General features: G+C 73.7%; 20 protein-coding genes and 1 riboswitch. Of the genes, 13 read left to right on the top strand and 7 right to left on the bottom strand.

What is annotated here, in order from left to right; translation table 11 throughout:
• The first annotated feature begins 128 nt into the window (after positions 1–128).
• Entirely contained in the window at positions 129–1,031 is a 903-nt protein-coding gene (thpD, locus tag NV263_RS01915; RefSeq protein WP_263250615.1) for an ectoine hydroxylase, read from the top strand.
• A 139-nt stretch (positions 1,032–1,170) separates the two neighbouring features.
• On the opposite strand, the gene NV263_RS01920 is transcribed toward thpD, so the two are convergent.
• Positions 1,171–2,205: an ADP-ribosylglycohydrolase family protein gene (locus tag NV263_RS01920; protein ID WP_263250616.1), complete on the bottom strand. Its 1,035-nt coding sequence runs from the start codon at positions 2,203–2,205 to the stop codon at positions 1,171–1,173.
• A gap of 287 nt (positions 2,206–2,492) precedes the next feature.
• Here NV263_RS01920 and NV263_RS01925 point away from each other — a divergent pair, with 287 nt between their 5' ends.
• Positions 2,493–5,372, top strand: coding sequence for an AfsR/SARP family transcriptional regulator (locus NV263_RS01925; protein ID WP_263250617.1), 2,880 nt, complete (start codon positions 2,493–2,495; stop codon positions 5,370–5,372).
• 231 nt (positions 5,373–5,603) lie between these two features.
• On the opposite strand, the gene NV263_RS01930 is transcribed toward NV263_RS01925, so the two are convergent.
• A complete protein-coding gene (locus tag NV263_RS01930; protein ID WP_380756907.1) occupies positions 5,604–6,404 on the bottom strand; it encodes an SGNH/GDSL hydrolase family protein in 801 nt (266 codons plus the stop codon).
• Between the two features lie 465 nt (positions 6,405–6,869).
• Here NV263_RS01930 and NV263_RS01935 point away from each other — a divergent pair, with 465 nt between their 5' ends.
• The 4 genes from NV263_RS01935 to dapA all read left to right on the top strand — a co-directional run bounded on the left by NV263_RS01935 (position 6,870) and on the right by dapA (position 11,246).
• Complete coding sequence (locus tag NV263_RS01935) at positions 6,870–8,861, top strand: hypothetical protein (protein WP_263250619.1); 1,992 nt, start codon at positions 6,870–6,872, stop codon at positions 8,859–8,861.
• Positions 8,862–8,897: 36 nt separating this feature from the next.
• Positions 8,898–9,629 carry an ESX secretion-associated protein EspG gene (locus NV263_RS01940; protein WP_263250620.1) on the top strand — a complete coding sequence of 244 codons (732 nt, stop codon included), beginning with the start codon at positions 8,898–8,900 and terminating at the stop codon, positions 9,627–9,629.
• A gap of 95 nt (positions 9,630–9,724) precedes the next feature.
• Positions 9,725–10,372 carry a DUF3159 domain-containing protein gene (locus NV263_RS01945; protein ID WP_380756910.1) on the top strand — a complete coding sequence of 216 codons (648 nt, stop codon included), beginning with the start codon at positions 9,725–9,727 and terminating at the stop codon, positions 10,370–10,372.
• Positions 10,373–10,403: 31 nt separating this feature from the next.
• On the top strand, positions 10,404–11,246 hold the full coding sequence (gene dapA, locus NV263_RS01950; protein WP_263250622.1) for a 4-hydroxy-tetrahydrodipicolinate synthase: 843 nt from the start codon (positions 10,404–10,406) through the stop codon (positions 11,244–11,246).
• Positions 11,247–11,254: 8 nt separating this feature from the next.
• Here dapA and NV263_RS01955 read toward each other — a convergent pair whose 3' ends face one another.
• On the bottom strand, positions 11,255–12,208 hold the full coding sequence (locus tag NV263_RS01955) for an N-acetylglucosamine kinase (RefSeq protein ID WP_263250623.1): 954 nt from the start codon (positions 12,206–12,208) through the stop codon (positions 11,255–11,257).
• Positions 12,209–12,415: 207 nt separating this feature from the next.
• Between NV263_RS01955 and NV263_RS01960 the strand changes: the two genes are divergently transcribed.
• On the top strand, positions 12,416–13,285 hold the full coding sequence (locus tag NV263_RS01960; RefSeq protein WP_263250624.1) for an amidohydrolase family protein: 870 nt from the start codon (positions 12,416–12,418) through the stop codon (positions 13,283–13,285).
• Positions 13,286–13,385: 100 nt separating this feature from the next.
• On the opposite strand, the gene NV263_RS01965 is transcribed toward NV263_RS01960, so the two are convergent.
• A complete protein-coding gene (locus NV263_RS01965) occupies positions 13,386–14,429 on the bottom strand; it encodes an SIS domain-containing protein (RefSeq protein ID WP_263250625.1) in 1,044 nt (347 codons plus the stop codon).
• Positions 14,430–14,656: 227 nt separating this feature from the next.
• Between NV263_RS01965 and NV263_RS01970 the strand changes: the two genes are divergently transcribed.
• The 3 genes from NV263_RS01970 to NV263_RS01980 all read left to right on the top strand — a co-directional run bounded on the left by NV263_RS01970 (position 14,657) and on the right by NV263_RS01980 (position 17,829).
• A complete protein-coding gene (locus NV263_RS01970; RefSeq protein ID WP_263250626.1) occupies positions 14,657–15,412 on the top strand; it encodes a GntR family transcriptional regulator in 756 nt (251 codons plus the stop codon).
• 156 nt (positions 15,413–15,568) lie between these two features.
• Positions 15,569–16,555, top strand: a complete 987-nt coding sequence (locus NV263_RS01975; RefSeq protein ID WP_263250627.1) for a hypothetical protein — start codon at positions 15,569–15,571, stop codon at positions 16,553–16,555.
• A 155-nt stretch (positions 16,556–16,710) separates the two neighbouring features.
• Complete coding sequence (locus NV263_RS01980) at positions 16,711–17,829, top strand: S1 family peptidase (RefSeq protein ID WP_263250628.1); 1,119 nt, start codon at positions 16,711–16,713, stop codon at positions 17,827–17,829.
• A gap of 278 nt (positions 17,830–18,107) precedes the next feature.
• On the opposite strand, the gene thiE is transcribed toward NV263_RS01980, so the two are convergent.
• Positions 18,108–18,779, bottom strand: coding sequence for a thiamine phosphate synthase (gene thiE, locus NV263_RS01985; protein ID WP_263250629.1), 672 nt, complete (start codon positions 18,777–18,779; stop codon positions 18,108–18,110).
• 141 nt (positions 18,780–18,920) lie between these two features.
• A riboswitch (TPP riboswitch) is annotated at positions 18,921–19,026 on the top strand.
• Between thiE and thiO the strand changes: the two genes are divergently transcribed.
• The 3 genes from thiO to thiG all read left to right on the top strand — a co-directional run bounded on the left by thiO (position 19,017) and on the right by thiG (position 21,098).
• A complete protein-coding gene (gene thiO, locus NV263_RS01990) occupies positions 19,017–20,135 on the top strand; it encodes a glycine oxidase ThiO (RefSeq protein WP_263250630.1) in 1,119 nt (372 codons plus the stop codon). (Overlaps the previous riboswitch by 10 nt.)
• Positions 20,132–20,332: a sulfur carrier protein ThiS gene (gene thiS, locus NV263_RS01995; protein ID WP_263250631.1), complete on the top strand. Its 201-nt coding sequence runs from the start codon at positions 20,132–20,134 to the stop codon at positions 20,330–20,332. The genes thiO and thiS overlap by 4 nt, the downstream gene beginning before the upstream one ends.
• A 1-nt stretch (position 20,333) precedes the next feature.
• Positions 20,334–21,098, top strand: a complete 765-nt coding sequence (thiG, locus tag NV263_RS02000) for a thiazole synthase (protein WP_263250632.1) — start codon at positions 20,334–20,336, stop codon at positions 21,096–21,098.
• Positions 21,099–21,108: 10 nt separating this feature from the next.
• On the opposite strand, the gene NV263_RS02005 is transcribed toward thiG, so the two are convergent.
• Positions 21,109–23,082 carry an FUSC family protein gene (locus tag NV263_RS02005; protein ID WP_263250633.1) on the bottom strand — a complete coding sequence of 658 codons (1,974 nt, stop codon included), beginning with the start codon at positions 23,080–23,082 and terminating at the stop codon, positions 21,109–21,111.
• Between the two features lie 183 nt (positions 23,083–23,265).
• Positions 23,266–24,138, bottom strand: coding sequence for a bifunctional hydroxymethylpyrimidine kinase/phosphomethylpyrimidine kinase (thiD, locus tag NV263_RS02010; RefSeq protein WP_263250634.1), 873 nt, complete (start codon positions 24,136–24,138; stop codon positions 23,266–23,268).
• Positions 24,139–24,159 lie beyond the last annotated feature (21 nt).

Below are 24,159 nucleotides of genomic sequence, written 5' to 3' on the forward strand. Positions count from 1 at the left end.
CCCCCGGGTTGCCCGCCACCGGCACGGCGGGTCGTTGGGCGCAGCTTTCTTGGCGAGGAACCGAGAAAGGCGGCGGTGCCGACGGGCACCAGCCGCTCCGGCGGGAATTCGAAAAGGAGGCGCAACTCATGACCGTCGCGGATCTGAGCACCCAGGACCGCTATCCGACCCGGATCGGTGCCAGCTCGACTCTGCTCGAACGCACCGATCCGACCGTCTGGCCGGGCGTGGACTCCGGCCCGGCGACCGCGGAGGAGCTCGCGGCGCACGACGCCAAGGGCTTCCACACCGTCGAGGGCCTGCTGTCCCCCGCTGAAGTCCAGACCTTCTGGCGGGAACTGGAACGGCTCTCCGAGGATCCGCGGGTGCGCGCTGACGAGCGCACCGTTGTGGAGAAGAAGTCGAACGAGGTCCGCTCCCAGTTCGAGGTGCACAAGACCAGCGAGCTGATCGCGGAACTGGTCCGCGATCCGCGGGTGCTCGACCGGGCCCGCCAGATCCTCGGCTCGGACGTCTACGTGCACCAGAGCCGGATCAACTACATGCCGGGGTACCGGGGCAGCGGTTTCTACTGGCACTCCGACTTCGAGACCTGGCACGCCGAGGACGGCATGCCCGCGATGCGCGCGGTGAGCATCTCGATCGCGTTGACCGACAACTACCCGTTCAACGGCGGTCTGATGATCATGCCGGGCGCGCACAAGACCTTCGTCTCCTGCGTGGGCGAAACGCCCGAGGACAACTACAAGTCCTCGCTGAAGGAGCAGGAGGTCGGCGTCCCGAGCGAGGACGACATCACCAAACTCGCCTACGAGCACGGGATCGAGCAGTTCACCGGGCCCGCCGGCTCGGCGCTGTGGTTCGACTCCAACTGCATGCACGGCTCCGGGAACAACATCACGCCGTTCCCGCGCTCGAACATCTTCATCGTGTTCAACAGCGTGGACAACGCCCTCGTCGAGCCGTTCGCCGCGCGGAGACCGCGGCCGGAGTTCATCGCGTCCCGCGACTTCACCCCGGTGACGCGCTGACTCCGCGGGCCTGCGAGCCCCGCAACACCTCTCGCGCTGCGCGCGAGGCGCCGGTCCTGTCACCACCGGCATCCGCCGTCCTCCGGTGGCCGTCGCGCACGGTCGGCGGTCACCGGGGACGTCGGTCCACTGCGGACGTTCAGCCGATGCCGAGGTAGCGGCGCTCGTTGAACGGTTCGCCCGCGCAGGAGGCACCGAGGTCGTGCCCGATGCGCTCGATGACGTCGGCCAGCTCCAGGCGGGCCAGCCACGGGCGGGGCAGCACGGCCGTGCCGTGGCGGGCGCCGAGGAGGCTGCCGGTGACCGCGGCCGTGGAGTCGCTGTGGCCGGAGTGGTTGGCGGCCAGGCGGACCGCGTCGGCGAACTGCTCCGGCTTGGGCAGGGCCAAGGCGCAATAGACGCCGATGGACAGCGCCTCCGGGCCGATCCAGCCCTGGCCGAGCCGTTCGATGTGGCTGACGCTGGCGCCGAGCCGGGCCAGCGTGGCCGCTTCCGCGAGGGCCGTCGCCGTTTCGACGTCCTCGCGCAGCACCCGACCGGCCGCTTGGTCGACGGCGGCCGGCAACCGCCGCTGCTGCACCGCCACGAGGTGGACGATCAGCGCCATCGCCCCCGCCGAGGCCCAGCCGCCGACGCCGCCGTGGGTGAGCGCGGCGAACTGGCAGGCCAGCTGGTAGGCCATCTCGGGCGTCGGTGCGAACCCGACCGGTGCGCTGCGGTCCACGCCGCCGCACCCCTTGGAGCTGTTGCGCGGCTCGTCGGGCGTCCCCAGCGCGGTCTCCTGCAGGGCGCGCAGACTGGTCAACCCCGGCGACCGGTTGGCGTACAACTCCGGTTCGGCCAACAGGCCGGTGACGCCCGGCCGCGGCTTGTCTTCCTGCTGGGTGATCAACCACCGACGGTAAGCGGCCGCGGCCGTCTCCACGGGACGCCACGGACCGCCGTTGTTGCCGGTCGTCCAGGCTTGCAGATATCCCTCGCCGGTGAACAACGACATCTGGGTGGAGTCGCCGAGCAGCGCCTGCGGGGGTGGTTCGGTGATCCCGGCGTCGCCGTGCTCAGCGCGGATGTCCTCCAGCTGCGCGAACTCCACCGGCGCGCCGAGCGCGTCGCCCAGGGCCCCTCCGAGCAGGCAGGCCACCGCGCGATCGACCACTGTGGACGGCGTGGGCACGGGTGCGGGTCTCCTTCCACAGTGGTCCTCGTTCGGGTGATCGATGCGCACTCGACTCTACTTGCCGCACGGGTTCGCCGGGAGACGTCCACGACAACACCCGTTCGCCGGAGCGGTCCGTTCGGCCGAGTGCGGGCTGGGTGCGTCCTCCGGGCGACGACTCCATTGGGGTGAATCCGGTGGTGGTGCCGAGCCCCGGTGGGAAGGCCGGTCGTTACCGTGTGTCGACCTCGAAGGTGTGGACGGCACGTGCCGAGGTGGCCGAAACTGGCTGAAGCCTCAACCACATGGGCACGAGGGACGGGTGGATGATCGCGCCGCAGGACAGCTCGACCACGGCACCGGGCACGGGATTCGAGTTCCGCCTGCTCGGACCGCTGGAGGTGCTCCGCGACGGCGTCGGGTGCCCGCTGGGCAGCGGCCTGAGCCGCGCCCTGCTGGCCTGCCTGCTGCTGGAGCCGAACCAGGTGGTGTCCATGGACCGGCTCATCGACATGCTCTGGGAGGACGACCCGCCCGCCACCGCGCGCACCATCGTCCACAAGTCCGTCTCCCAGCTGCGCAAGCTGTTCGGCGCGCAGCGCGACGACATCGGCGACGGGCACCCGGAAATCGTCACCCGGCCCCCCGGCTACCTGCTGCGCGTGGACAGCGACCGGATCGACGCGCACCGCGCCCGGGCGCTGATCAACCACGCGCACGGGCTGGACCCGGCCGAGCGGGCCCGGGTGCTGGCCGAGGCGTTGACGCTGTGGCGCGGCCCGGTGCTCTCCGACATCGCCGACACCAGGCTGTACCGGATGGTCGCGCCGAACCTCGACGAGCTGCGGTTGCTCGCGCTGGAGGAACGGGTGGCCGCCGACCTCGAACTCGGCAGGCACCAGCAGCTCGTCCTGGAACTGTCCGCACTGGTCGACCAGCACCCGCTGCGGGAACGGCTGACCGGGCAGCTGATGCTGGCCAGCTACCGCGCCGGGCACCGCGCCGAGGCGCAGGCCCGCTACCACGAGCTGCGGCACCGGCTGTCCGCCGAACTCGGCATCGACCCCGGGCCGGAACTGCGCGACCTGTACGAGCGGCTGCTGCGCGACGACGACTCGCTGCTGGAACCCGGCCGCCGCACGTCCACCCCGCAGTCGGTCGGGCGGCCGGTGCCCGCCGAACTCCCGCCCGCCCCGGCCGGGTTCGTCGGGCGGGACGCCGAACTCGGTGCGCTGGACCGGGTGCTGGCGAACCGGGAACCCGGCGCGGCGACGCAGCTGGCCGTGCTGACGGGTACCGCCGGGGTCGGCAAGACCGCGCTCGGGCTGACCTGGGCGCACCGCGTGGCGCACGCCTTCCCGGACGGCCAGCTGTACGCGTCGCTGCGCGGGTTCGACACCGAACGCGCGCCGCTGGCGCCCGGCGAGGCGTTGACCAGCATGCTCAAGGCGCTCGGCGTCCCGGCCGACGAGATACCGGTGGCGCTCGACGACCGCACCGCGCTGTACCGGTCGCTGCTGGCGGAGCGGCGGGTGCTGGTGCTGCTGGACAACGCCCGCGACTCCGAGCAGGTGCGCCCGCTGCTGCCGGGCAGCTCGGCCTCGCTGGTGCTGGTGACCAGCCGCCGTCGGCTGGACGGGCTGGTGGTGCGCAACGGTGCGCGGGTGCTGCCGCTGGAGACGCTGCCGACCGAGACCGCGATCGAACTGCTCGACCGGGCCGGGGTTCCGGGCAAGTCGGCGTCCGAACCGGACGCCGCGGCCGAGTTGGCCGAGCTGTGCGGCGGGCTGCCGCTGGCGCTGCGGATCGCCGCCGCCCGGCTGGCCGCCAACCCGGCGCGTGGCGTGTCCGACCTGGTGCACGAGCTGACCGACGAGCGGAACCGGTTGCACGCGCTGGACATCGACGACTCCGACACCAGCGTGCGCCGCGCCTTCGACATCTCCTACCGGAGCCTGCACCCGGTGCACGCCGACACGTTCCGGCTGCTCGGGCTGGTGCCCGGCCACACCTTCACGGCGCCTGCCGTCGCGGCGCTGTGCGGCACCGACGTGCCCAGCGCGCAGCGGCGCCTGCGGGCGCTGGCGCTGGCCCACCTGGTCGTCGAACCGCGCCCGGACCGGTTCGGGATGCACGACCTGCTGCGCGTCTACGCCCGCGACCTGCTCGCCGTCACCGCCGGGCACCACGACGACCGGGCGGCCCTGCGCCGGCTGCTCACCCACTACCTCGCGGTCGCCGACCACGCGCGCCGCTTCCTGCGCCCGCCGCAGGACACGCTCGACTTCCGCGGCGCGGCGGGGGCTCCCGTCCCGGAGATCGCCGACCGCGCGCAGGCGCTGGAGTGGTTCGACGCGGAGTGGCCCAACCTGGTCGCCGCGATCCGCGCCGCCAACGCCGGTGGCCTGCACGAACTCGCCTGGCCGCTGGTGCGGCTCCAGTTCAACTACCTCATGGTCCGCTGCCCGTGGGAGGACTGGATCCGCGTCTACACCGAGGGCCTGGACTCCGCCCGCGCGGTGGACGACCCGGCGGGCAAGGTCCTCATGTCCGCCGGGCTGGGCGTCGCCTACGCGCGGTCCGGCGAGCCCGAGCAAGCGCTCGCGCACTACGCCGAGTCGTACCGGGTCGCGGTGCTCACCGGTGACCCCGCGTGGCTGGCGATGACGCAGGTCAACATGGGCAGCGTGCTGTTCCGGCTGGGCCGCTACGACGAGGCGCAGGTGCACTGCGAGGACGCGCTGCGGGTCTACCGGACGCTCGGCGACCGCTACTTCGAGGCCGGTGCGCTGAACAACCTCGCCCAGGTCGAGCAGGTCAACGGCAACCTGGAGGCGGCCCTCGCGCATCTGAGAGAAGCGGAGGCCATGTACCGCGAAGCCGACGACCTGGAGACCCTGGCGATGGTGCTGAACAACTGCGGTGAAGTCAGCATCGAACTGGAGCGAACCGAGGACGGCGAGGACTACCATCGCCAGGCCCTGGACGTCGCGCTGCGCTGCGGATCGGCGATCCGCCAGGCCGCCGCCTACCTGGGGTTGGGCGACGCGGCGCACTCCCGGGGCGACCGGCAGGTCGCGCGCACCCGCTGGGAGACGGCTCTGGCGATCTTCGACGCGGAGGGATCGCCGCGCGCCACCGACGTGCGCCGACGGCTCGACCACCTCTCGGCCGCGTCCTGCTGAGGTGGCCCGCAGCGAGCGGTTAGCCGCTGGTTAGTCCCGGCTGAGAACTTCTGTCACGTGCGGATCAACCGTGCAGGATCCGTGCGACAAGGGCGGCTCTGGGGGTCCAAGGGGGGAATTGTCGCCCGGTCGTCCCGGTCGGCCTCGCGTCGGCCGGGACGACCGCAGGGGGGATGGCATTCGGGGCCGAGCGCTCCCGGATGGAGTGTTGGGGGCGGGTGCGGGCCCCGGTCAGGATTGGGTGAGCTGACCGGCGGTCCGCACTTGGTCTTCGCTCAGCCGCCCCAGTTCCGGTCGCTTCGGCAGCCTGCCGTCACCGCTGGACCGTCCCCGCAGTCGACGGCCGATCCACGGCGCCAGGTGTTCGCGGGCCCACCTGATGTCCTCCGCCCGCTGCACGTGCCAGGGCTGCGCTGGCTGCGCGGGCCAGGGCTCCCGCCAGCTCTCCGCCACCTCGACGCCCAGCGCCTCGCACGCGCGCAGCGCAACCCGGCGGTGGCCCTCGGCGGACAGGTGCAGCCGGTCCTCGCTCCAGGCCCGGGGATCGCGCAGCACGTCCATCGACCACAGGTCGAGCACGTAGCAGCCGTGCCGGTCGGCGATCGCCCGCAGGTGCGAGTTGTACGTGCCGACCTTGCCGCGCACCCGGCGCAGGATCGGGGTGTCGCGGGTGTCGAAACCCGTGCCGATCAACACGTCCGCACCGGTGGCGCGCAGTCGGCCGATGGCCGCGTCGAACAGCTCGGCCACCAGGTCCGGGTCGGAGCCGGGTCGGATGATGTCGTTGCCGCCCGCCGCGATCGAGACCAGCGCGGGGCGCAGCTCGACGGCGCGCGGGACCTGGTGGGTGACGATCTGGCGGATCAGCTTGCCGCGCACCGCGAGGTTGGCGTAGCGCAGGTCGGGGTTGGTTCCGGCGAGGTGCTCGGCCAGCCGGTCCGCCCAGCCCCGGAAGCCACCGTTCGGGACCGCGTCGGCCAGCCCCTCGGTGAAGCTGTCCCCCAGCGCGACGTAGCTGTCCCAGCGCTCCATCTGCGTTCGTCCTCCCCGGATCTCCTCGATGTACCGATCCAATTTGGCTCCCGGGAACCGACCTACGCCACCGTCGGTTCCGTACGCGTGACTAACGGCACTGAACAGTCTAGAAAGTTTGTCCGATTTTCCGCGCGCTCGAATTCCCCGGTGTGCGGGCGGATTCGCCGGTTCGGTCGGGCAACGGGGTGGCACTTGGGTGAAACACCGATACGGGTGAACGTCAACTGCTACTGTCCTTCGGCGGTAACAGAAGCGACGAGGGGGCCCGCGATGAGGCGATCGCCGCAGGTGACAGCTCTGCGCACCGGTGTGCTGGAGCGGCTGGGCGCGGTCGTGCTCGTCGCGGTCTGTTGAGTTGGGGAACGACGGCATGCGCTCTTGCGTCGGTTCCGGTGTGCGTGCAGTACGGGGGTGCCGCCCACGCGTCTCGTGCCCGCGAAGCACCGAAGATCTGGGGGAATCGTGACGGGACCGCAGAATCCGGCGTCCGCGCCGGGACCCGCGGGCTTCGAGCCGCCACGACGGGAGGCGGGCGGGCGGCGCCGCGCCGACGCCGGCATGCGCGGTTCGCTCGGTGACCCCGGTGCCGGCGCACCTCCGCCGCGCGCACCGCGTCCGGCGCCGCGCCGGTTCGACCTGCGCGCGGAGTTCGCCGCGCTGGCCGCGGAACCGCACCCGTTCGCGCTGTGGGAGCGGATCGAGCAGCTCCCCGACCGCTTCGAGCACGAGCAGCGCAGGTTCGCCCAGTCCCGGCCGGCTCCGGAACGGGCCGAGCCCGGCAAGCGGCCCGGTGTTTCCGCGCTGTCCGGTGACCTCGGCGGGCTGTCGGGCGACCTGGGCGTCGAGGAACCGCAGCGCCCCGAGCCGGGGGTGATCACCGGGCCCGGCCTCGCCGGGTCGTTGGAGACCCCCGCCGATCTGCCGGTGGAGGAGCCCCCGGCTCCGCCGCGGTCCGGCGACCTCGCGGCGCAGGTGGAGGAGCCACCGCGGGAGCGGCCCGACGAGGCGGACGTGCCCGCCGGTCCGGCCGGTCCACCGCCCGTGCCCGCGGACACCCCGCTGGTCGGCAGGCCGTCCGCGCTGGACCGACCTGCCGCGCAGGACGGCGCGCCGGTGCTCGACGGTCCGGTTCCGCCCGCTTTCGGCGGTCCGCCGCCCGCGCCCCAGCCCGTCCCGGACGGGCCGATGCGCGCGGCCGGTCCGCCGCCCGCCCGCGCCCAGGGCGGCCCGCCGCCCCACCCCGGACGTCCGACCACCGGGCCGGACGAACTGCCCGGTGCTCAGGGGCCGCAGGGCCGCGGACCGCAGCAGGCGCCGCCCCGGACGCCCGGACCCGGGGAGCCCGCCGGACCGCCGAGCGGTCCGCAGCAGCGCGTCGGTCCGCCCGGCGGCCCGGTGCCGCAGGCCGGCCCGCCGCCGGTGGGGGGTCCGCCACCGGCCAGGCCCGAACCGGCGGGTGATCCGGCGGGACCGCCCAGCGGACCGCAGCCGCAGGTGGATCCGCTCGGTGCTCCGGAACCGCAGGCCGGACCCGACTCGCCCGGCGACGCTCCGGCGCGTCCCGCCGGGCCGCCGAACGGTGCCGTGCCGCAGGTCGGAGGGCCTGCCGGGCCGCGTTCGGAGCCGTCGTCGCCGCCCGGCGGCGTCCCGATCGACGGGGCGCCCGCAGCGCCCGAGGCCCCCGCCGGACCGCCGCCCCAGGCCGAGCCGCGGCAGCCGGGACCGGCCGGGGAGCCGCCCGCCGCGCCCGCACAGCCGCAGGCGGGGCCATCGAGTGGTCCGCAGCCCCAGGTGGGTCCGTCGAGCGGTCCGTTGCCGCAGGTGGGTCCGCCGAGTGGCCCGTTGCCGCAGGCCGGGTCTTCGAGCGGCGCACCGCCGCAGGTGGGTCCGCCGAGCGGTCCGTTGCCGCAGACGGGACCGCCGAGTGGTCCGCAACCGCAGGCGGGACCGCAGCACCAGGGGCCGCCCAGCGGTCCACCGCCCCAGGTCGGTCCGCCGAGCGGCCCGCTGCCGCAGGCCGGACCGCCCGGTGGTCCGCAGCCGCGCCCGTCCCGTCCGCAGGCGCCGATGCCGCCGCCCGCGCAGGACCGGCCGGTGCCGGAACCCGCGCCGCCCGCCGAACGACCGAAACCTGCGGTCGCGCGGGCGCCCCGGTTCTCCGGACGGGCCGACGGCGGGTTCGGGCCGATGGGTTCGGGCGCGGTGCCCGGGTCGACGGGGCGGTCCGGTTACGGGCGCAGCGCCTCGCAGTGGACGGCCGAGGACTTCAAGGAGGAGCGCGGGGAGAGCGTCGAGTTCAGCAACGGCGGCGGATACCGGTCCGACGACCGGGACGGCGGCGCGCCGCAGTTCCTCGTGGAGGCCGACGACCTGTTCGACGACGAGGGCGGCGAGGGCCGGCTCGTCGCGCCGCCCGTGCTCGGTGAGGCGCCCTCGCCCTACCGGGACTTCTGAACCGCCGGTCGCACCCTGAGCTGAAGAGAGCCTTCGATGGTCGAGACGATCACCCTGTCGATCCCCGCGGTCGACGTGCTCGGTGAGCAGCTGAACCTCGCCGTGCGGCAGTACCCGTTCGAGATCCCGCGTGTCGGGGAGTCCGCGGAGGACCGGAACCGGCTGGTGCACCAGGTCTGGCACGAGCTGGAGAACGCGGGCCTGGCCCGTTCCGGACGCCCGGAGCCGGAGGTGGAGGACGCGCTCTACCTGCTGTCCGGCTCGGAGGTGTCGATCGCGGCGGCCGGGCTGCTCGACGTGCGCGCCGGGCACCGGCTCGCCGCCCGGGTGGTCGCGACCGGCGAGGTGGGCGTCGTCGGCGTGATCGACGGCGGCGGCCTGCGGATGAGCTTCCTGGCACCGGACGAGCTGCCCCGAGCCTGCGCCGACCTGCTGCCCGACGCGCCGCCGGGGCCCGGCGAACCGGTGCGGGCGGTCGCGGACCGCACGCACGGCCACCCGGCGGACGCCGACATCGACGGGCTGCCCGGACTCCGCGCGGTCACCGGCGGCCGCAAGCACCGGCTCGGCCACTTCGTGATCAGCGGCGCCCGGCGCGGGCCGCGCGACCGGGTGCCGAACCTGGTGTGGTTCGACAACGATCGCGGGCGCTACTGCCTGCAGGGCGAACGCGCGGACGGCCAGGACGTGGTCACCTGCGCCCCCGCGGACAAGCAGCACCTCGCCGGGAGGCTCGCGTCCCTGCTCGACCGAGCTGGCCGGTCCTGAGAGCTGGGACGGGCCCTCCGGTGGTGCGGTCGGACCCGGCGTTGCGGCAGGCTGGTGGCGTGACGCAGAAGCCGCGAATCGGGACGGACCAGGACGTGGGGGACAACAGCGGCCGGAAGGGCGACTCGCTGGCGGAGTTGCTCGGCGGCCGCGGTGAGGCGTTGGACGCGAGCCTGCCGTTGGTGGCGTTCGGCCTCGGCTGGTACCTCGGCGGGCAGTCGATCCCGGTCGGCAGCGCGGCGGCGGTCGCGGTCGGTGCGGTCGTCGCGGCGTGGCGGTGGTGGCGCGGAGCCCGTCCGCTGGCGGTGCTGGTCAGCCTGTTCGCGGTGCTGGCGGGCGCGCTGATCGCGCTGCGCACCGGGAACGCGGCGGACTTCTTCCTGGTGCGGCTGGTCAGCAACGCCGTCAGCGGTCTGGCGTGGATGGTCAGCATCGCGGTCCGCTGGCCGCTGCTGGGGCTGGTCGTCGGCACCGTGCTCGGCCAGGGCCGCCGGTGGCGGCGCGATCCGGAGCTGCTGCGCGCGTACAGCCGGGCGAGCTGGGTGTGGGTCGGGCAGTACGCGGTGCGACTGGTCGTGTTCGTCCCGCTGTGGCTCACGGACGCGGTGCTCGCGCTCGGCGTCGCGCAGGGCGTGCTGACGTGGCCGCTGGTCGCGGTGTGCGTGGCGGTGAGCGGCTGGGTGCTGCGCAGGTCGTTGCCCGCTGAGCACCCGGGCCTGCTGCACCCGGTCCCACCGAGGTGACACGGGGTGGCGCGGCGCGCAGAATGCGCGCATGTCCCTAGGCGCCGTGCTCACCGCGATCGTGACCCCCTTCGACGAGGACCTGCGGGTCGACGAGTCCGCGTTCACGACACTCCTGCACCACCTGGCCGACCACGGGTCCGACGGCTTCGTGGTCTGCGGAACCACCGGTGAGGCACCCACCCTCACCGACGCCGAACACCTGCGGCTGATCGAGCTGGCGTGCGCCGAACGGCCCGCCGGGAAGACGGTCATCGCCTCCACCGGCTCCAACGACACCGCGCACGCCTGCCACATGACCGAGCGGGCCACCGAGCTCGGTGCCGACGCGATCCTGTCGGTGACCCCGTACTACAACAAGCCCAACCGGCGCGGTCTGGTCCGCCACTTCGGCGAGATCGCCAAGGCGACCGACAAGCCGGTGGTGCTCTACAACATCCCGTCGCGCACCAGCCTCGGCCTGCCCCACGACCTGCTCGCCGAGCTCGCCCAGATCGAGCGGGTGGACTACGTCAAGCAGGCCGACAACGCCGCGCTGGCACCGGTCGACGGGCTCGGGGTGTACGCGGGCAACGACGACCTGTTCGCGCCGGTGCTCGACATGGGCGGTTGCGGCGGGATCCTGGTGGCCAGCCACCTGGTCGGCGACCGGATGCGGCGGATGGTCGACGAGCCGGAGCGGCGCGCCGAGATCGACGCCGAGCTCAAGCCGCTCTACGCGGCGCTGGGGACCACGACCAACCCGATCCCGGTCAAGGCCGCGCTCAACCTGCTCGGCCACCGCGTCGGCGGACTGCGGCTGCCGCTGGTGGAGGCCGACGAATCCGAGCTCGCCGTGATCCGCTCCGCGCTGGCGGAGGTGGGCCTGCGCTGATCCGCCGATCAGCCGAGCAGGCGGGCGTGCAGCGCGTCCGGGTCGTCGGTGAGGTCCAGCGCCGCCAGCCAGGCCGCGCCCGCCGCGCCCGGGCCGGCGTCGCGGAGGTCGGTGTGGCCGCGCGCGGCGAACTCGGCGCGCAGCGCGGCGCCGACCGGGTTGTCCGCGCCGACCAGGCTCCCGGCCAGCACGATCGGGCCGGGCACGCGGGTGTCCTCGGCGGTGTCGGCGAGCAGTCGGGCGGCCCGGCGGACGATGGGGACGGCCGCCGGGTCGTCCTCGGCCGCGGCCGAGGTGACCAGTGGTGCCAGCGCGGCGAGGCGGATCGGCGGCTCGGCGTTGACCGCGGTGATCAGCTGCCTGCGCAGCTCGGCGGGTTCCCCGGTGGCGGGTGCCAGCCGGGCCAGCACCGCGGAGACGAGCGCACCGCGCGGTTCGTCGTGGGCCACCGCGCGCAGCGCGGCGCGGACCGCTTCGCGGCCGAGCCAGAACGCCGACCCCTCGTCGCCGAGCAGCCAGCCGTAGCCGTCGGCGGTGGCGGTGGTGCGGTGCCGCTCGATGCGGGCGGCGATCGCGCCGGTGCCCGCGATCAGCACCGTTCCGTCGGGAGCGGAGGTGCCCGCGGCGAAGGCCACCGCGCAGTCGTCCACGACGGTCATCGGGCAGCGCAGGCCGAGCCGGGCCCAGGCGCGCTCGAACCGCACGGCCACGGTGGGATCGGACATCTTGCTGACGCCCGCCATGCCGAGCACCCCGGCGCGCACCGCATCCGGGTCGACACCGGACAGCGCCGCGCGGGCCGCCGCGGCGACCTGCTCGACGGCCTCGTCCACCGGGTGCGAGTTGGGGTTGCCGCCCGCCGCGGCACCGGTGCCCAGCGCGCGTCCGGCCAGGTCGGCGACGAGCGCCCGGCTGGAGGTGCCGCCGACGTCCAGCCCGAGGACCAGCTCCGCGCTGCGCATGGGCCCTTTCTATCTCCTCCGGGCCGTCCGGACCCGTGGAAATCTCGCGAGGTCGGCGAACGGTCCGCCGACACCCTGGCCAGCCCGCGCGGCCACCCGATATACATCGGGGCGTCGCAACGATCAGTCGGGGAGAGTCATCATGGGCGAGCTGTGCAGGGTCCGCTGCGGTCGGAGGTCGGACGTGATCGGTGGCCGGGGCCCGCGATGACCGTCGACGCCCACCACCACCTCTGGGACCTCGACGTCCGGGACCAGCCGTGGATCACCGGCGAGCGGATGTCCCCGCTGCGGCGGGACTTCCTGCCCCACGACCTGGCCGCCGCACTGAGGGGGTCCACTGTGGACGCTACGGTGCTGGTGCAGACGGTCTCCGACCCGGACGAGACGCCGGAGATGCTCGTGCTGGCCGACACCGTCGACCGGATCGCCGCGGTCGTCGGCTGGGTGGACCTGACCGGCCGCGACGTCCGGGAGCGCATCGGCAGGTTGCAGTCGCACCCCTCGGGTCGCTGGTTGCGCGGCATCCGCCACCAGGTCGAGGACGAGCCGGATCCGGACTGGTTGCTGCGCCCGGAGGTCCTCAACGGGCTGGCCGCCGTGGAGGACGCGGGCCTGCTGTACGAACTGCTGGTGCGGCCGCACCAGCTGCCCGCGGCGACCAAGGTCGTCGGCCAGCTCCCGCAGTTGACGTTCGTGCTGGACCACTGCGCCAAGCCGCCGATCGCCGACGGTGAGCTGGAGCCGTGGGCGAGCCGGATCCGCGCGCTGGCCGCGCATCCGAACGTGGTCTGCAAGCTGTCCGGGCTCGTCACCGAGGACGACTGGGACCGGCAACCTGATCCGGTAAGGCTGCGCCGCTACGTCGACGTCGTGCTGGAGGCGTTCGGCCCGGAGCGGCTGATGTTCGGCTCGGACTGGCCGGTGTGCCTGCTGGCCGCCGAGTACGGGCAGGTCGTGCGGGTGGCCCGGGAGCTGACCGCCGGACTCGACGAGCGCGCGCGGTCGGCGATCTTCGACGGCACCGCCCGCGAGGTGTACCGGATCCCGCGAGTGGAGCCGCAGAACAGGGGCTGACCCGGCGGTTGCGCACTGCTCCGTTCGGCGTAACCTGACGTTGCCCGCCTCACCCCGCCCCCTCGGTGAGGCGGGCCTTTCGCCGCAGTGGGGCGGGTTTTCAGCGAGTTCTGGTCACCTTGTGCAACCCGCGCGGATTGTCCGGGTCCACGCCGCGGGTCAACGCCAGCTCCAGTGCGAGCCGCTGCACGGGCAGGATCTCCAGCACCGGAGCGACTTCCTCGGCGCACGCCGGAACCGGCACCCGGTGCGACGCGCGGACCTGCGCCGCGGCGGACCCGATGGCGCAGACGTCGGCACCCCGCTGGTGCACCGCTTCCAGGACGTCGCGCATCGCGTCGCCGCCCCTGCCGTCGCTGCACAGCGCGAGCACCGCGGTGTCCGCGTCGATCGCCGCGACCGGGCCGTGCAGCAGGTCCGCGCCGCTGTAGGCGCGGGCGGACAGGTAGCTGGTCTCGGCGAGCTTGAGCGCCGCCTCGGCCGCCGATGCCGACGAGTAGCCGCGGCCGGTGGTGACCAGCCGCTCGGCGAAGCGGTAGCGGTTGGCCGCCTCGCTCACCGCCCGCGCCGACTCGTCGAGCGTGGTGCGCGCCAGCTCCGGCAGGTTCGCCGCGCTCGCCCCGCTGCCCCCGCGCACCGCGTCGATCAGCAGGTACAGCGCGAGCAGCGTGGCGCCGTAGGTCTTGGTGGCGGCCACCGCGCGCTCCTGCCCGGCGCGGACGTCGACGGACAGCTCGGCCGCGGAGTTCAGCGGCGAGTCGGCGGTGTTGGTCACCGCGACGGTCAGCGCGCCGCGGCGCCTGCCGGACTCGGTGACCTCGACGAGGTCGGGCGAGCCGCCGCTCTGGCTCACCGACAGCAGCAGCACGTCGGTCAGGTCCGGCTCCGCGCCGTAGAGGGTCGTGGTGGACGGCGAGACCAGTCCGGCGGGCAGCTGGAGCAGGACTTCGATGAGGTACTTCGCGTACAGCGCGGCGTGGTCGCTGGAACCGCGCGCCGCCAGCAGCGCGAAGCGCGGGCGGCGCTGCTCGATCCGGGCGGCGACCTCGGCGATCGTGTCGCGGGTCGCCAGCAGGTCGGCGAACACGTCGGGTTGGGCGGCGATCTCGGCGGCCATGTTCCGGCCGGGGTTCGGCTCGTGCATCGCCTGGTCGTCCCTTCTCCGGTCATCGAGGTCTAGACCAATCGTACCTGGTCGGCGGGGTGCTCCGGCGGACGAGTCAATCGTCGTCCGAGGCTGATGCGCGGGCACCGTTTCGGGCATGCTGAAGTTGGTGAGGTCCGGCCCGTCGGCGGGCGAACGGAGTGCGGCGGGCGCTCTGGGAAGATCAGGGCCCGGGTGCGGGTGTCCCGCAGGACACAGGAGGAAGAATGCTCGAAACGTCGGTGGCCGGTGGGGCCGACACCCCCGCCCGCGCACAACGCGAACCGAAGTACTGGGGCCTGAAGCAGCACCTGTTGGACATGCTCCGCTCGTTGCCCCCGGGCTCTCCGATCCCGACCGAGCGCGCCCTGGCCGCCGAGTTCGACGTCTCCCGCACCACCGTGCGCCAGGCGCTCGCGGAGCTGACCGTCGAGGGCCGCCTGCTGCGCGTGCAGGGCAAGGGGACCTTCGCCGCCAAGCCGAAGGTCGCCCAGCGCCTCCAGCTGAGCAGCTACACCGAGGACATGCGCGCCCAGGGCCGCCAGCCCACCTCCCGACTGCTCGAAGTCGTCGAGGAGCCCGCCGATGACGAGCTGGCCACCCTGCTGGCCACCAAACCGAGCGCCACCGTGCTGCGGCTGCGGCGGCTCCGGCTGGCCGACGGCGAACCGATGGCCATCGAGACCACGCACCTCGCGCTGTCCCGGTTCCGCGGACTGACCGGTCGGCTGGAGGCGGGCGGCTCGCTGTACCAGGTCCTGCGGGAGCACTTCGGCGTCGAGCTCGGCCACGCCGAGGAGACCATCGAGACCGCGCTGGCCAGCCCGGAGGAGGCCGAACTGCTCGGTTCGGACGTCGGGCTGCCGATGCTGCTGCTGTCCCGCCACTCCTTCGACACCGAGGGGCGGCCGGTGGAGTGGGTGCGCTCGATCTACCGGGGTGATCGCTACAAGTTCGTCGCCCGGCTGAACCCGCCCTCCTGATCCGCCGCTGGGCCGAACGGCCCAACGCGCTGCTGGCGTTACACGACGTGGGAGTCCTCACCTCAGGGCAACCGGCAGGAGAAAACCGCCGTGCTCCCCCGTTGAGGCGTGCAGGAGAGAGTGCGTCAGGAGTGCGTGGGAGGCCCAGAGCCGAGCATGAGCGCGGACAACGAGGAAGAGGACACCGACAAGCGCAAGAAGGTCGACGTCAAGCCCAGCCAGGTGGTCGGGGGAGCCCTGGCTTCGGTGACCGCGGCGTTCCTGGGCTCCCAGCTGGGAGTGGCCGGGACGATCGTGGGAGCCGGGCTGACCAGCGTGGTCATCACCGTCGGCGGTGCGCTGTACCAGCGTTCGCTGGAGAACGCCAAGGAGAAGGCGCTGCTGGCCGCCGCGAAGGCGGCGGTGAAGCGTCCCCGGCGCACCGCGGCGCTGCCGCAGCAGCCGGGCACGATCGCGCGACCCGACACCGCGCGGTCCGAGGCCACCGGCGCCGAGGAGACCCGGGTGGCGGCGGCTCCCGGGGAGGAGCCGACGCGGCAGCTGCGCCCGGCATCCGGGTCGCGGATGCACTGGCCGGGCGGAGAGCAGGTGGTCGACGCCGACGCGACCCGGCTGGTCGACCAGCCGACCGCACTGGTCGACGCCGAGGGCGAGACCCGCAAGATCGCCTGGCAAGGACCGGCGGACGACGACGCCGAGCACCCGCCGGTCCGCCGCAGCCGCCGGGTCCGCTGGGCGATGGTCGGCGCGACCAGCGCCATGGCGTTCGTGCTGGCCATGATCGTGATCACCGGCTTCGAAGGGGTCACCGGGCGGCCGCTGTCCGGCGGTGGCAGCGGGACGACCATCGGTCAGGCGTTCCACCCGGCGCCCCAGCAGCACCGGAAGGCCCCGGTGTCGACGCCGACCACGAGCGAACGGCCGCGGCCGACCAGGGAGTCCGAGCCGACCCGCAGCGTCGAGCCGACCCAGCCGTCGAGCGTTGCCCCGACGAGCGAGACGCCCCGGCCGACCGCTCCGCCGGAGCAGCCGACCGGCACCTTCGCTCCGCAGCCGAGCGAGCAACCCCAACCGGCGACGTCGGCGCCGCGCCCGTCCGACGTCGTCCCGGAGTCGGGAACCTTCGGTCCCGCCGGCCGCTGACCCTCGAAAGCCGCCCGCCGTTGCCTCGATCGAGTCAATGACGGGCGGCTTTCGAGCGCGATACGGCGAAAGACGGATGTGACGCGTGTGGTCTCCCGTGATACTGGATCGCCGACGGGGGCCTGAGATCCAGATCACCGGAGAGGGAGAACCACATGAAGCGCAGATTCGCGACCCGCATCGTCGGGGCCGCGGTGCTGGCCGCGGGGACCTTCGCCCCGATGACCGTGTCGGCAACCACTCCGCAGGCCGCCGCGGCCACACCGCTCGAAGCGATGCAGCGCGATCTCGGGCTCACCCGGGACCAGGCGTTGGAGCAGCTCGACGAACAGGCCCAGGCCGCCCGCACCGAGCAGCTGCTGCGCGGCTCGCTCGGCGAGACCTACGGCGGCGCGTTCTTCGACTCCCAGCAGGGCAAGCTGGTGGTCGGGGTGACCGACCCCGCCAAGTTCGGCGACGTCCAGGCCGCGGGCGCCCAGCCGCGGACCGTTCGATTCAGCAGCTCCCGGCTCGACGACGTCGTCCGGGGGCTCAACGAGTACCGCACCCGGGCCCGCGACGACAGCGGGGTCACCGGCTGGTATTCGAGCGCCCGGGACAACCAGGTCACCGTCACCGCCAAGCCCGGTGCTCGGGCCGAGGCGATGCGGTTCGTGCACGACGCCGGTGTCGACACCGCGCCGGTGCGCGTCGTCGAGTCGCGCGAGACCCCGCGCACCCTGGCCGACGTCATCGGCGGCAACGCCTACACGATCAACAACAGCGCGCGCTGCTCCGTCGGTTTCTCGGTGGACGGCGGGTTCGTCAGCGCCGGGCACTGCGGCAAGCCCGGTGACCGGACCGCCACGCCGAGCGGCTCCTTCCAGGAGTCCACGTTCCCCGGCAACGACTACTCGTGGGTCAAGGTCGACTCCGGTGAGACCCCGAAGCCGCTGGTGAACAACTACCAGGGCGGCACCGTCGCGGTCGCCGGTTCCAACGAGGCCACCGAGGGCGCCGCGGTGTGCCGTTCGGGCTCCACGTCCGGCTGGCACTGCGGCACCATCCAGGCCAAGAACCAGACCGTGCAGTACCCGGAGGGCACCGTCAACGGGCTCACCCGGACCAACGCCTGCGCCGAGCCCGGCGACTCCGGCGGGTCCTGGCTGGCCGGTGACCAGGCCCAGGGCGTGACCTCCGGTGGTTCCGGTGACTGCAGCTCGGGCGGCACGACCTACTTCCAGCCGGTGAACCCGATCCTGCAGGCGTACAACCTGAAGCTGCTGACCCAGTAAGCCTCCGCAGCGGGAACGGGCCCCCGGTCGCCGACCGGGGGCCCGTTTTCCGTGCGACTAGAGCCTGTCTTCGAACTCGTTTTGAGTGGCGGTGCCGGTGGCGGAACCTCAGCGGCCGTCTCGACTGCGGAAGCCCCTCCTGATGTATGTCCGACACGGCGTCGGGGCTGTCCTCGCGAGACGACCGCTGAGAACCCGCGGCGGTGCGGGTTGCGAGACCGCTCACCGAAAGAGGAAGCGGCTACCGCCGCTTGCCGCGCCCCTTCCGGGAGCAGGTTCTAGGGGAGGCGGGCGCGCAGCGCCTCGGCCGCCGCCCGCGGGTCCTCGGCCTCGGTGATCGCGCGGACCACCACGACCCGCTCGGCGCCGGCCGCGACCGCCTCGTCGATGTTGTCCAGGCCGATGCCGCCGATGGCGAACCACGGGCGGCCGTGGCCGCGGTGCTCGGCCGCGTGCCGGATTAGGTCGATCCCGGCCGCCGGGCGGCCCGGCTTGGTCGGCGTCGTCCACACCGGTCCGGTGCAGAAGTAGTCCACGCCCGGCTCGGTTGCCGCCGAGTCCGCCTGCACCACGTCGTGCGTGGAGCGGCCGATCGCGATGTGCTCGCCGAGGATGCGGCGCGCCACCTCGACCGGCAGGTCGTCCTGGCCCAGGTGCAGGATGTCCGCCTCGGCGGCCAGCGCCACGTCCGCCCGGTCGTTCACCGCGAGCAGGGCGCCGTGCCGGACGCAGGTCTCGGCCAGCACCTCCAGCGCGGCCAGCTCCTGCCGCGCCTCCAGGGGTGCGCCGCTCGGGCTCTTGTCGCGGAGCTGGATGATGTCCACCCCGCCGGCCAGCGCGGCGTCGGCGAACTCAGCGAGGTCGCCGCGCTCGGTGCGCGCGTCCGTGCACAGGTACAGCCGGGCCTCTTCGAGGCGGGTGCGGATGCCGAAGCCGTCCAATCCTGGCATGGGTCACAGCGTAACTTCTGCCGCGCGGTCAGCCCGTGGCGCGGCAGCGTGGCACGTCGAACGCGGTGTGTGACCGGTTTTTCGGCCGAACTGTCCCACACCTCACCCATGACGGTGAGATCGGCGCCGGGTACGGTGGACCCTGGTGAGCACGGGAGCCCGGGGTGCCGGGCTGAGAGGGGGCGCAGCCCCGACCGTCGAACCTGATCCGGGTCATGCCGGCGCAGGGAGCGTGGAGTGTCTGAACGAGGAGCCGAACGCGTCGTCGTCGTGGGCGGCGGAGTCATCGGCACGTCCGTCGCCTGGAAGGCGGCGGCAGCGGGTTTCCGGGTGCGCCTGGTCGACGCCGCACCGGCGTCCGGCGCCTCGCACGTGGCGGGCGGGATGCTCGCGCCGATCGCCGAGGCGTGGCCCGGCGAGGAGGAACTGCTCGAACTCGGCACGGCGTCGCTGCACCGCTGGCCGGACTTCGCCGACGAGCTGAGCCGCGCTTCCGGCATGCCGTCCGGGCTGCGGCGCGAGGGCACGCTCGTGGTCGGGGTGGACGCCGCCGACCGGGCGGACCTGGACCGGCTTGCCGACTACCTGGCGCAGCGCGGTCGCACCGTGGCCAGGCTGACCGGGCGGGAGCTGCGGCGCCTGGAGCCATCGCTGGGGCCCGCGGTGCGCGGCGGGCTGGAAGTGCCGGGTGATCTCGCGGTGGACAACCGGGTGGCGCTGGCGGCGCTGCGGGCCGCGGCGACCGCGGCGGGCGTCGAGTTCGTCCCCGCGCACGCGCGTTCGGTCCGCCCGGGCGCGGTGGAACTCGATGAGTCCACTGTGGAATGCGATGTCGCGGTGATCGCCGCCGGAGTGCGCTCGGCCGAGCTGCATCCCGGGCTGTCCGGCCGGATCCGCCCGATCAAGGGCGAGATCCTGCGGGTCCGGGCGCGCGGCACCGCGCTGCCCCCGCCGAGCCGGACGGTGCGCGGTCCGGTGCACGGCAGGCAGACCTACCTGGTGCCGCGCGACGACGGCGGGCTCGTCCTCGGGGCCACCCAGCACGAGGTCGGCTTCGACACCCAGGTCACCGTCGGCGGGGTCCGCGACCTGATCGCCGACGCCGAGCAGCTGCTGCCGGGGATCTCCGAGTACGAACTCGTCGAGTCCGCGGCCGGACTGCGCCCCGGCACCGACGACAACCTGCCGGTGATCGGCCACCTGGAGGCCGGGGTGCTCGCCGCGACCGGTCACCACCGCGGCGGGTTCCTGCTCGCCCCGCTGACCGCCGAGGCCGTGCTCGCGCTGCTTCGCGGTGGCGAACCCGCCGCCGAGGTCAAGGCCGCCGATCCGGGCCGATGGGGAGGACACCAGTGAAGGTCGTGATCAACGGGGAGCCGCGGGAGGTCGCCGAGGGCGCGACGCTGGCCGCGGCGCTGCAGGAGTTCGGCGTGCCGGAGCGCGGTGTGGCCGTCGCCGTCGACGGCTCCGTCGTGCCGCGGGCGTCCTGGCCGGACACCGCGTTGCGCCCGGACGCCGCGATCGAGGTCCTCACCGCAGTCCAAGGAGGATGAGATGGACGACCCGTTGGTGATCGCCGGACGCGAGTTCGGCTCGCGGCTCATCACCGGAACCGGCGGCGCGACGAACCTCGCAGTGCTGGAGCGCGCACTCCTCGCGTCCGGGACCGAGCTGACCACCGTCGCCATGCGCCGCGCCGACGCGGGTGGCCGCACCGGGGTCCTCGACCTGCTGCGCAAGCTCGGCATCGAGGCGCTGCCCAACACCGCGGGTTGCCGGACGGCGGCCGAGGCGGTGCTCACCGCCCAGCTGGCGCGCGAAGCGCTGGAGACGAACTGGGTGAAGCTGGAGGTCGTGGCCGACGACGACACCCTGCTGCCCGACCCGGTCGAACTCCTCGACGCCGCCGAGCAGCTGGTCGACCAGGGGTTCGTGGTGCTCGCCTACACCAACGACGACCCGGTCCTGGCGCTGCGGCTGGAAGAGGTGGGCTGCGCGGCGGTGATGCCGCTGGGCTCGCCGATCGGCACCGGCCTGGGCATCCGCAACCCGCACAACATCGAGATGATCGTCTCCCGCGCGTCGGTCCCGATCGTGCTGGACGCGGGCATCGGGACCGCCTCGGACGCGGCGCTGGCGATGGAACTCGGCTGCGACGCGGTCCTGCTGGCGACCGCCGTCACCCGGGCCCAGGACCCGGAGCGGATGGCCGCGGCCATGCGCGGCGCCGTCGAGGCCGGTCGGCTGGCCTCGCAGGCCGGCCGCATCCCGCAGCGCTTCTGGGCCCAGGCGTCCAGCCCCGGCCGACCCGTGCAGTGACCGGCGGGGCTCACCTGATGTGCAGGCGCTCCGGGCGGACGAACGAGATGGTGTAGCTCTTCCACGGTTCGTCGTAGCCGAAGGTGCGGTCGATCGCGGCCCGGGCGTGCAGGGCGTTCTCCAGCAGGGAACTGGCCAGCAGCTCGGTCTCCGGCGCGCTGCCCTCCGGCACGTCCGGGATCTTCGCCGTCGGCTTGCCGCCCAGCATGTCGTCGACCGCGCGCAGCGCCGGGACCGCGACGGCCCGCTCGCCGTCCGGCCGGAACGCCAACGTCGCGACGTCCTGGCGCAGCGCGTCCAGCGCGATCGCCGCCGAGCGGGTCGCGCGGTCGTCGTCGGTCTCCTCGCCGGTGCCGTCCAGCAGCGCGGGAACGCCGAGCAGGTCCTGCGTGCGCCGCAGCGCGAGCACGTGCGCGGACTGCAGCGCCTGGCGCACGTCGACGCCGCGACCGGACGCCCGGACGCTGCGCAGCAGCTCGGACACCGACCACACCGTCGACCGGACCGCGCCGCGCACGTCGGGCAGGATGCTGCTCGGCAGCACCAGGTAGCTGACGTAGCCGATGATCAGCGCGATCGCCGCGCCCACGGCAGTGTTGGAGGCGAAGCTGATCGCCACGTTGACCAGCGGGCGCTCCAGCTTCATCGCCTCGTCGACGACCGTGATCGCGATGAGGCAGCCGAGCAACACCTGGTAGTCGGTGCGCAGCCGCTCCATGCTCAGGAACATGCCCGCGATCACCAGCGGCACCAGCAGGAACGCCCCGGGCAGCAGGGTGATCAGCAACGCCAGCAGCACCACGCCCAGCACCGTGCCGCCGGTCCGCTCCAGCGCGCCGGTCATGGTGTCCCGGGCGGCGGGCTGCAGCACCACGTAGAGGCCGAGCAGCAGGCTCGACGCCGACGGGTCGTGCAGCAGCAGCACGATGACCATGCCGATCGCCACGGCGAGCGTGCAGCGCAGCGCGTGCCGGAACAGCGACGACCGGAACGACAGGTGCGCGCGGACGGCGCCGAGCACCCGCTCCCGGCGGAAACCCGGGTCGGCGGGTGTGGCCGGGGTCTCGACGCGGTGCACCACGGCGGCGCGGATCCGGTCGAGGCCCTGGTTGACGCCCTGGACGGCGTCCGGCAGGTCCTGCCTGCCACCGCGTTGCAGCACCGCCTGCGCGGGGTCCCGACGAGCCTGCGGGCGGAGCCCGGTGCAGGCGCGGGCGCGCACCGCGCGCGCCAGTTCGGCGGCGACCTGGTCGGCCTCGGCGACGATCTGCCGCAGTCGTTCCGCTTCGGTCCGGTCGCTCTGCTGCGCCTGCGCCAGCAGCGTCTCGCGGGCGGCCCGGAACCGCGCCGCCCCGGCCAGCACCCGGCCGAGCCAGGTGCTCGACCCGTCGGCGCGCCACGCGGCGGCGGCCCGTTCCAGCACGCCCGGTCCGGGCTCCAGCAAGGTGTTCGCGACGGCCACCCGGGTGGCCCGGGTCGGGTCGCTGAGGCCGATCACCACGCGCAGGACCAGGGCGAACACCGCGCCGGACAGCGCGGAGGCGAACAGCACCCAGGCGGGCTGGTCGGTGCCCAGACCGGTCGTGGTCGACACCAGCGTGGCGGCGGCGAACGTCTGCCCGCCGATGCGGTAGTGCTCGCCGAGAGCGGGCAACATGCCCGCGCCGAACACGACGACCGCGACCAGCAGTCCGGCCAGCACCGGGACGCCCAACAGCAGCGGCCCGCCCGCCATGACCAGCACGAGAGCGGGCGTGAACCACACGAAGCGCCGCAGGTCGGAGCGCAGCGACTGGCCGCCCGCCGCGACCAGCGCCAGCACCGCCGTGAGCCCGGCGATGAGCGCCGGGGTGTGCAGGTCGAACACCCAGCCGACGGCGGTCGCGGCCACCACGGCGACGAGCACCAGCACGGCGTACTGGCGTTGTCGGGGATCCGGTGCTCCCGCTTCGGTGGCGAGCCGTTCCCGCACTAGTGTCAACACCGATTTAGCCACGCTGTCGATAACCCCTGTCGTGTCGTGCGCGTCGCGCACCGCCGGACCATCACCCCGGTCGCAGACCCGGGGGTGGGAATACGCGCTCCTCACGGCGTATGTCGACGGGGCACGCCATTCGGGTTACTTTTCCGGGACAGAAATCACTCTATTAGGGCCCCTGCTAGGGGTTCAGAACGACGGAGGGCTGATTCGCCAGAAGGTCGACACGGGACCGAACCCGGCCCCCAACGAGTAGGCGTGCTCCACGCTGCGCGTCACGAACCGCTTGCCCGCGCGCACCGCGTCCGGCATCGACGCGCCCTTGGCCAGCGCGGCGGTGATCGCGGACGCGAAGACGTCCCCGGCGCCGTGGGTGTGCACGGTCGCGTACCGGGGCCCGGGGAGCAGCTCGGCCTCCTCGCCGTCGAAGAGCAGGTCGACGCACTCCGGATCGTCGGGCAGGTGACCGCTCTTGATCAGCACCCACTCCGGGCCGTGGTCGTGGATGGCCTTCGCCGCGTCCAGCAGGTCGTCGCGGGTGCGCGCCTGCACGCCGGTGAGCAACCGCACCTCGTCGAGGTTCGGCGTGACCAGGGTGGCGCGCGGAAAAGCCTTGTGCCGCAAGGCGTCCAGTGCGTCGGGGCGCAGCAGCGGCTCGCCGGCGCGGGAGGCGGCGACGGGGTCGACGACGAACGGCGTCCGACCGCCCCGGCCGATCCCGTGCCGGTCGCAGACCTCCAGCACCGCCTCGATCGTCGCGGCGGAGGCCAGCACCCCGGTCTTGGCGGCGTCCACCCCGATGTCCGAGGCGACCGCGTCCACCTGCGCCGCCACCGTCTCCGGGGGGATCTCCACGAGCCCGGTGACGCCCAGCGTGTTCTGCACGGTCACCGCGGTCACGGCGGTCATGCCGTGCACCCCGCAGGCGAAGAAGGTGCGCAGGTCGGCGTGCATCCCGGCGCTGCCGCCGGAATCGGAGCCCGCGATGGTCAGCGCGGTCGGCGGGGCGCCGTCGTTCGCGGTGGGCCGACCAGAGGTGGGGAGATCCGGTGTGCTGGGCATCGGTTTCATGTTACGGGCCGC

It is taken from the genome of Saccharopolyspora rosea, assembly GCF_025643595.1.
Classification (GTDB): Bacteria; Actinomycetota; Actinomycetes; order Mycobacteriales; family Pseudonocardiaceae; genus Saccharopolyspora; species Saccharopolyspora rosea.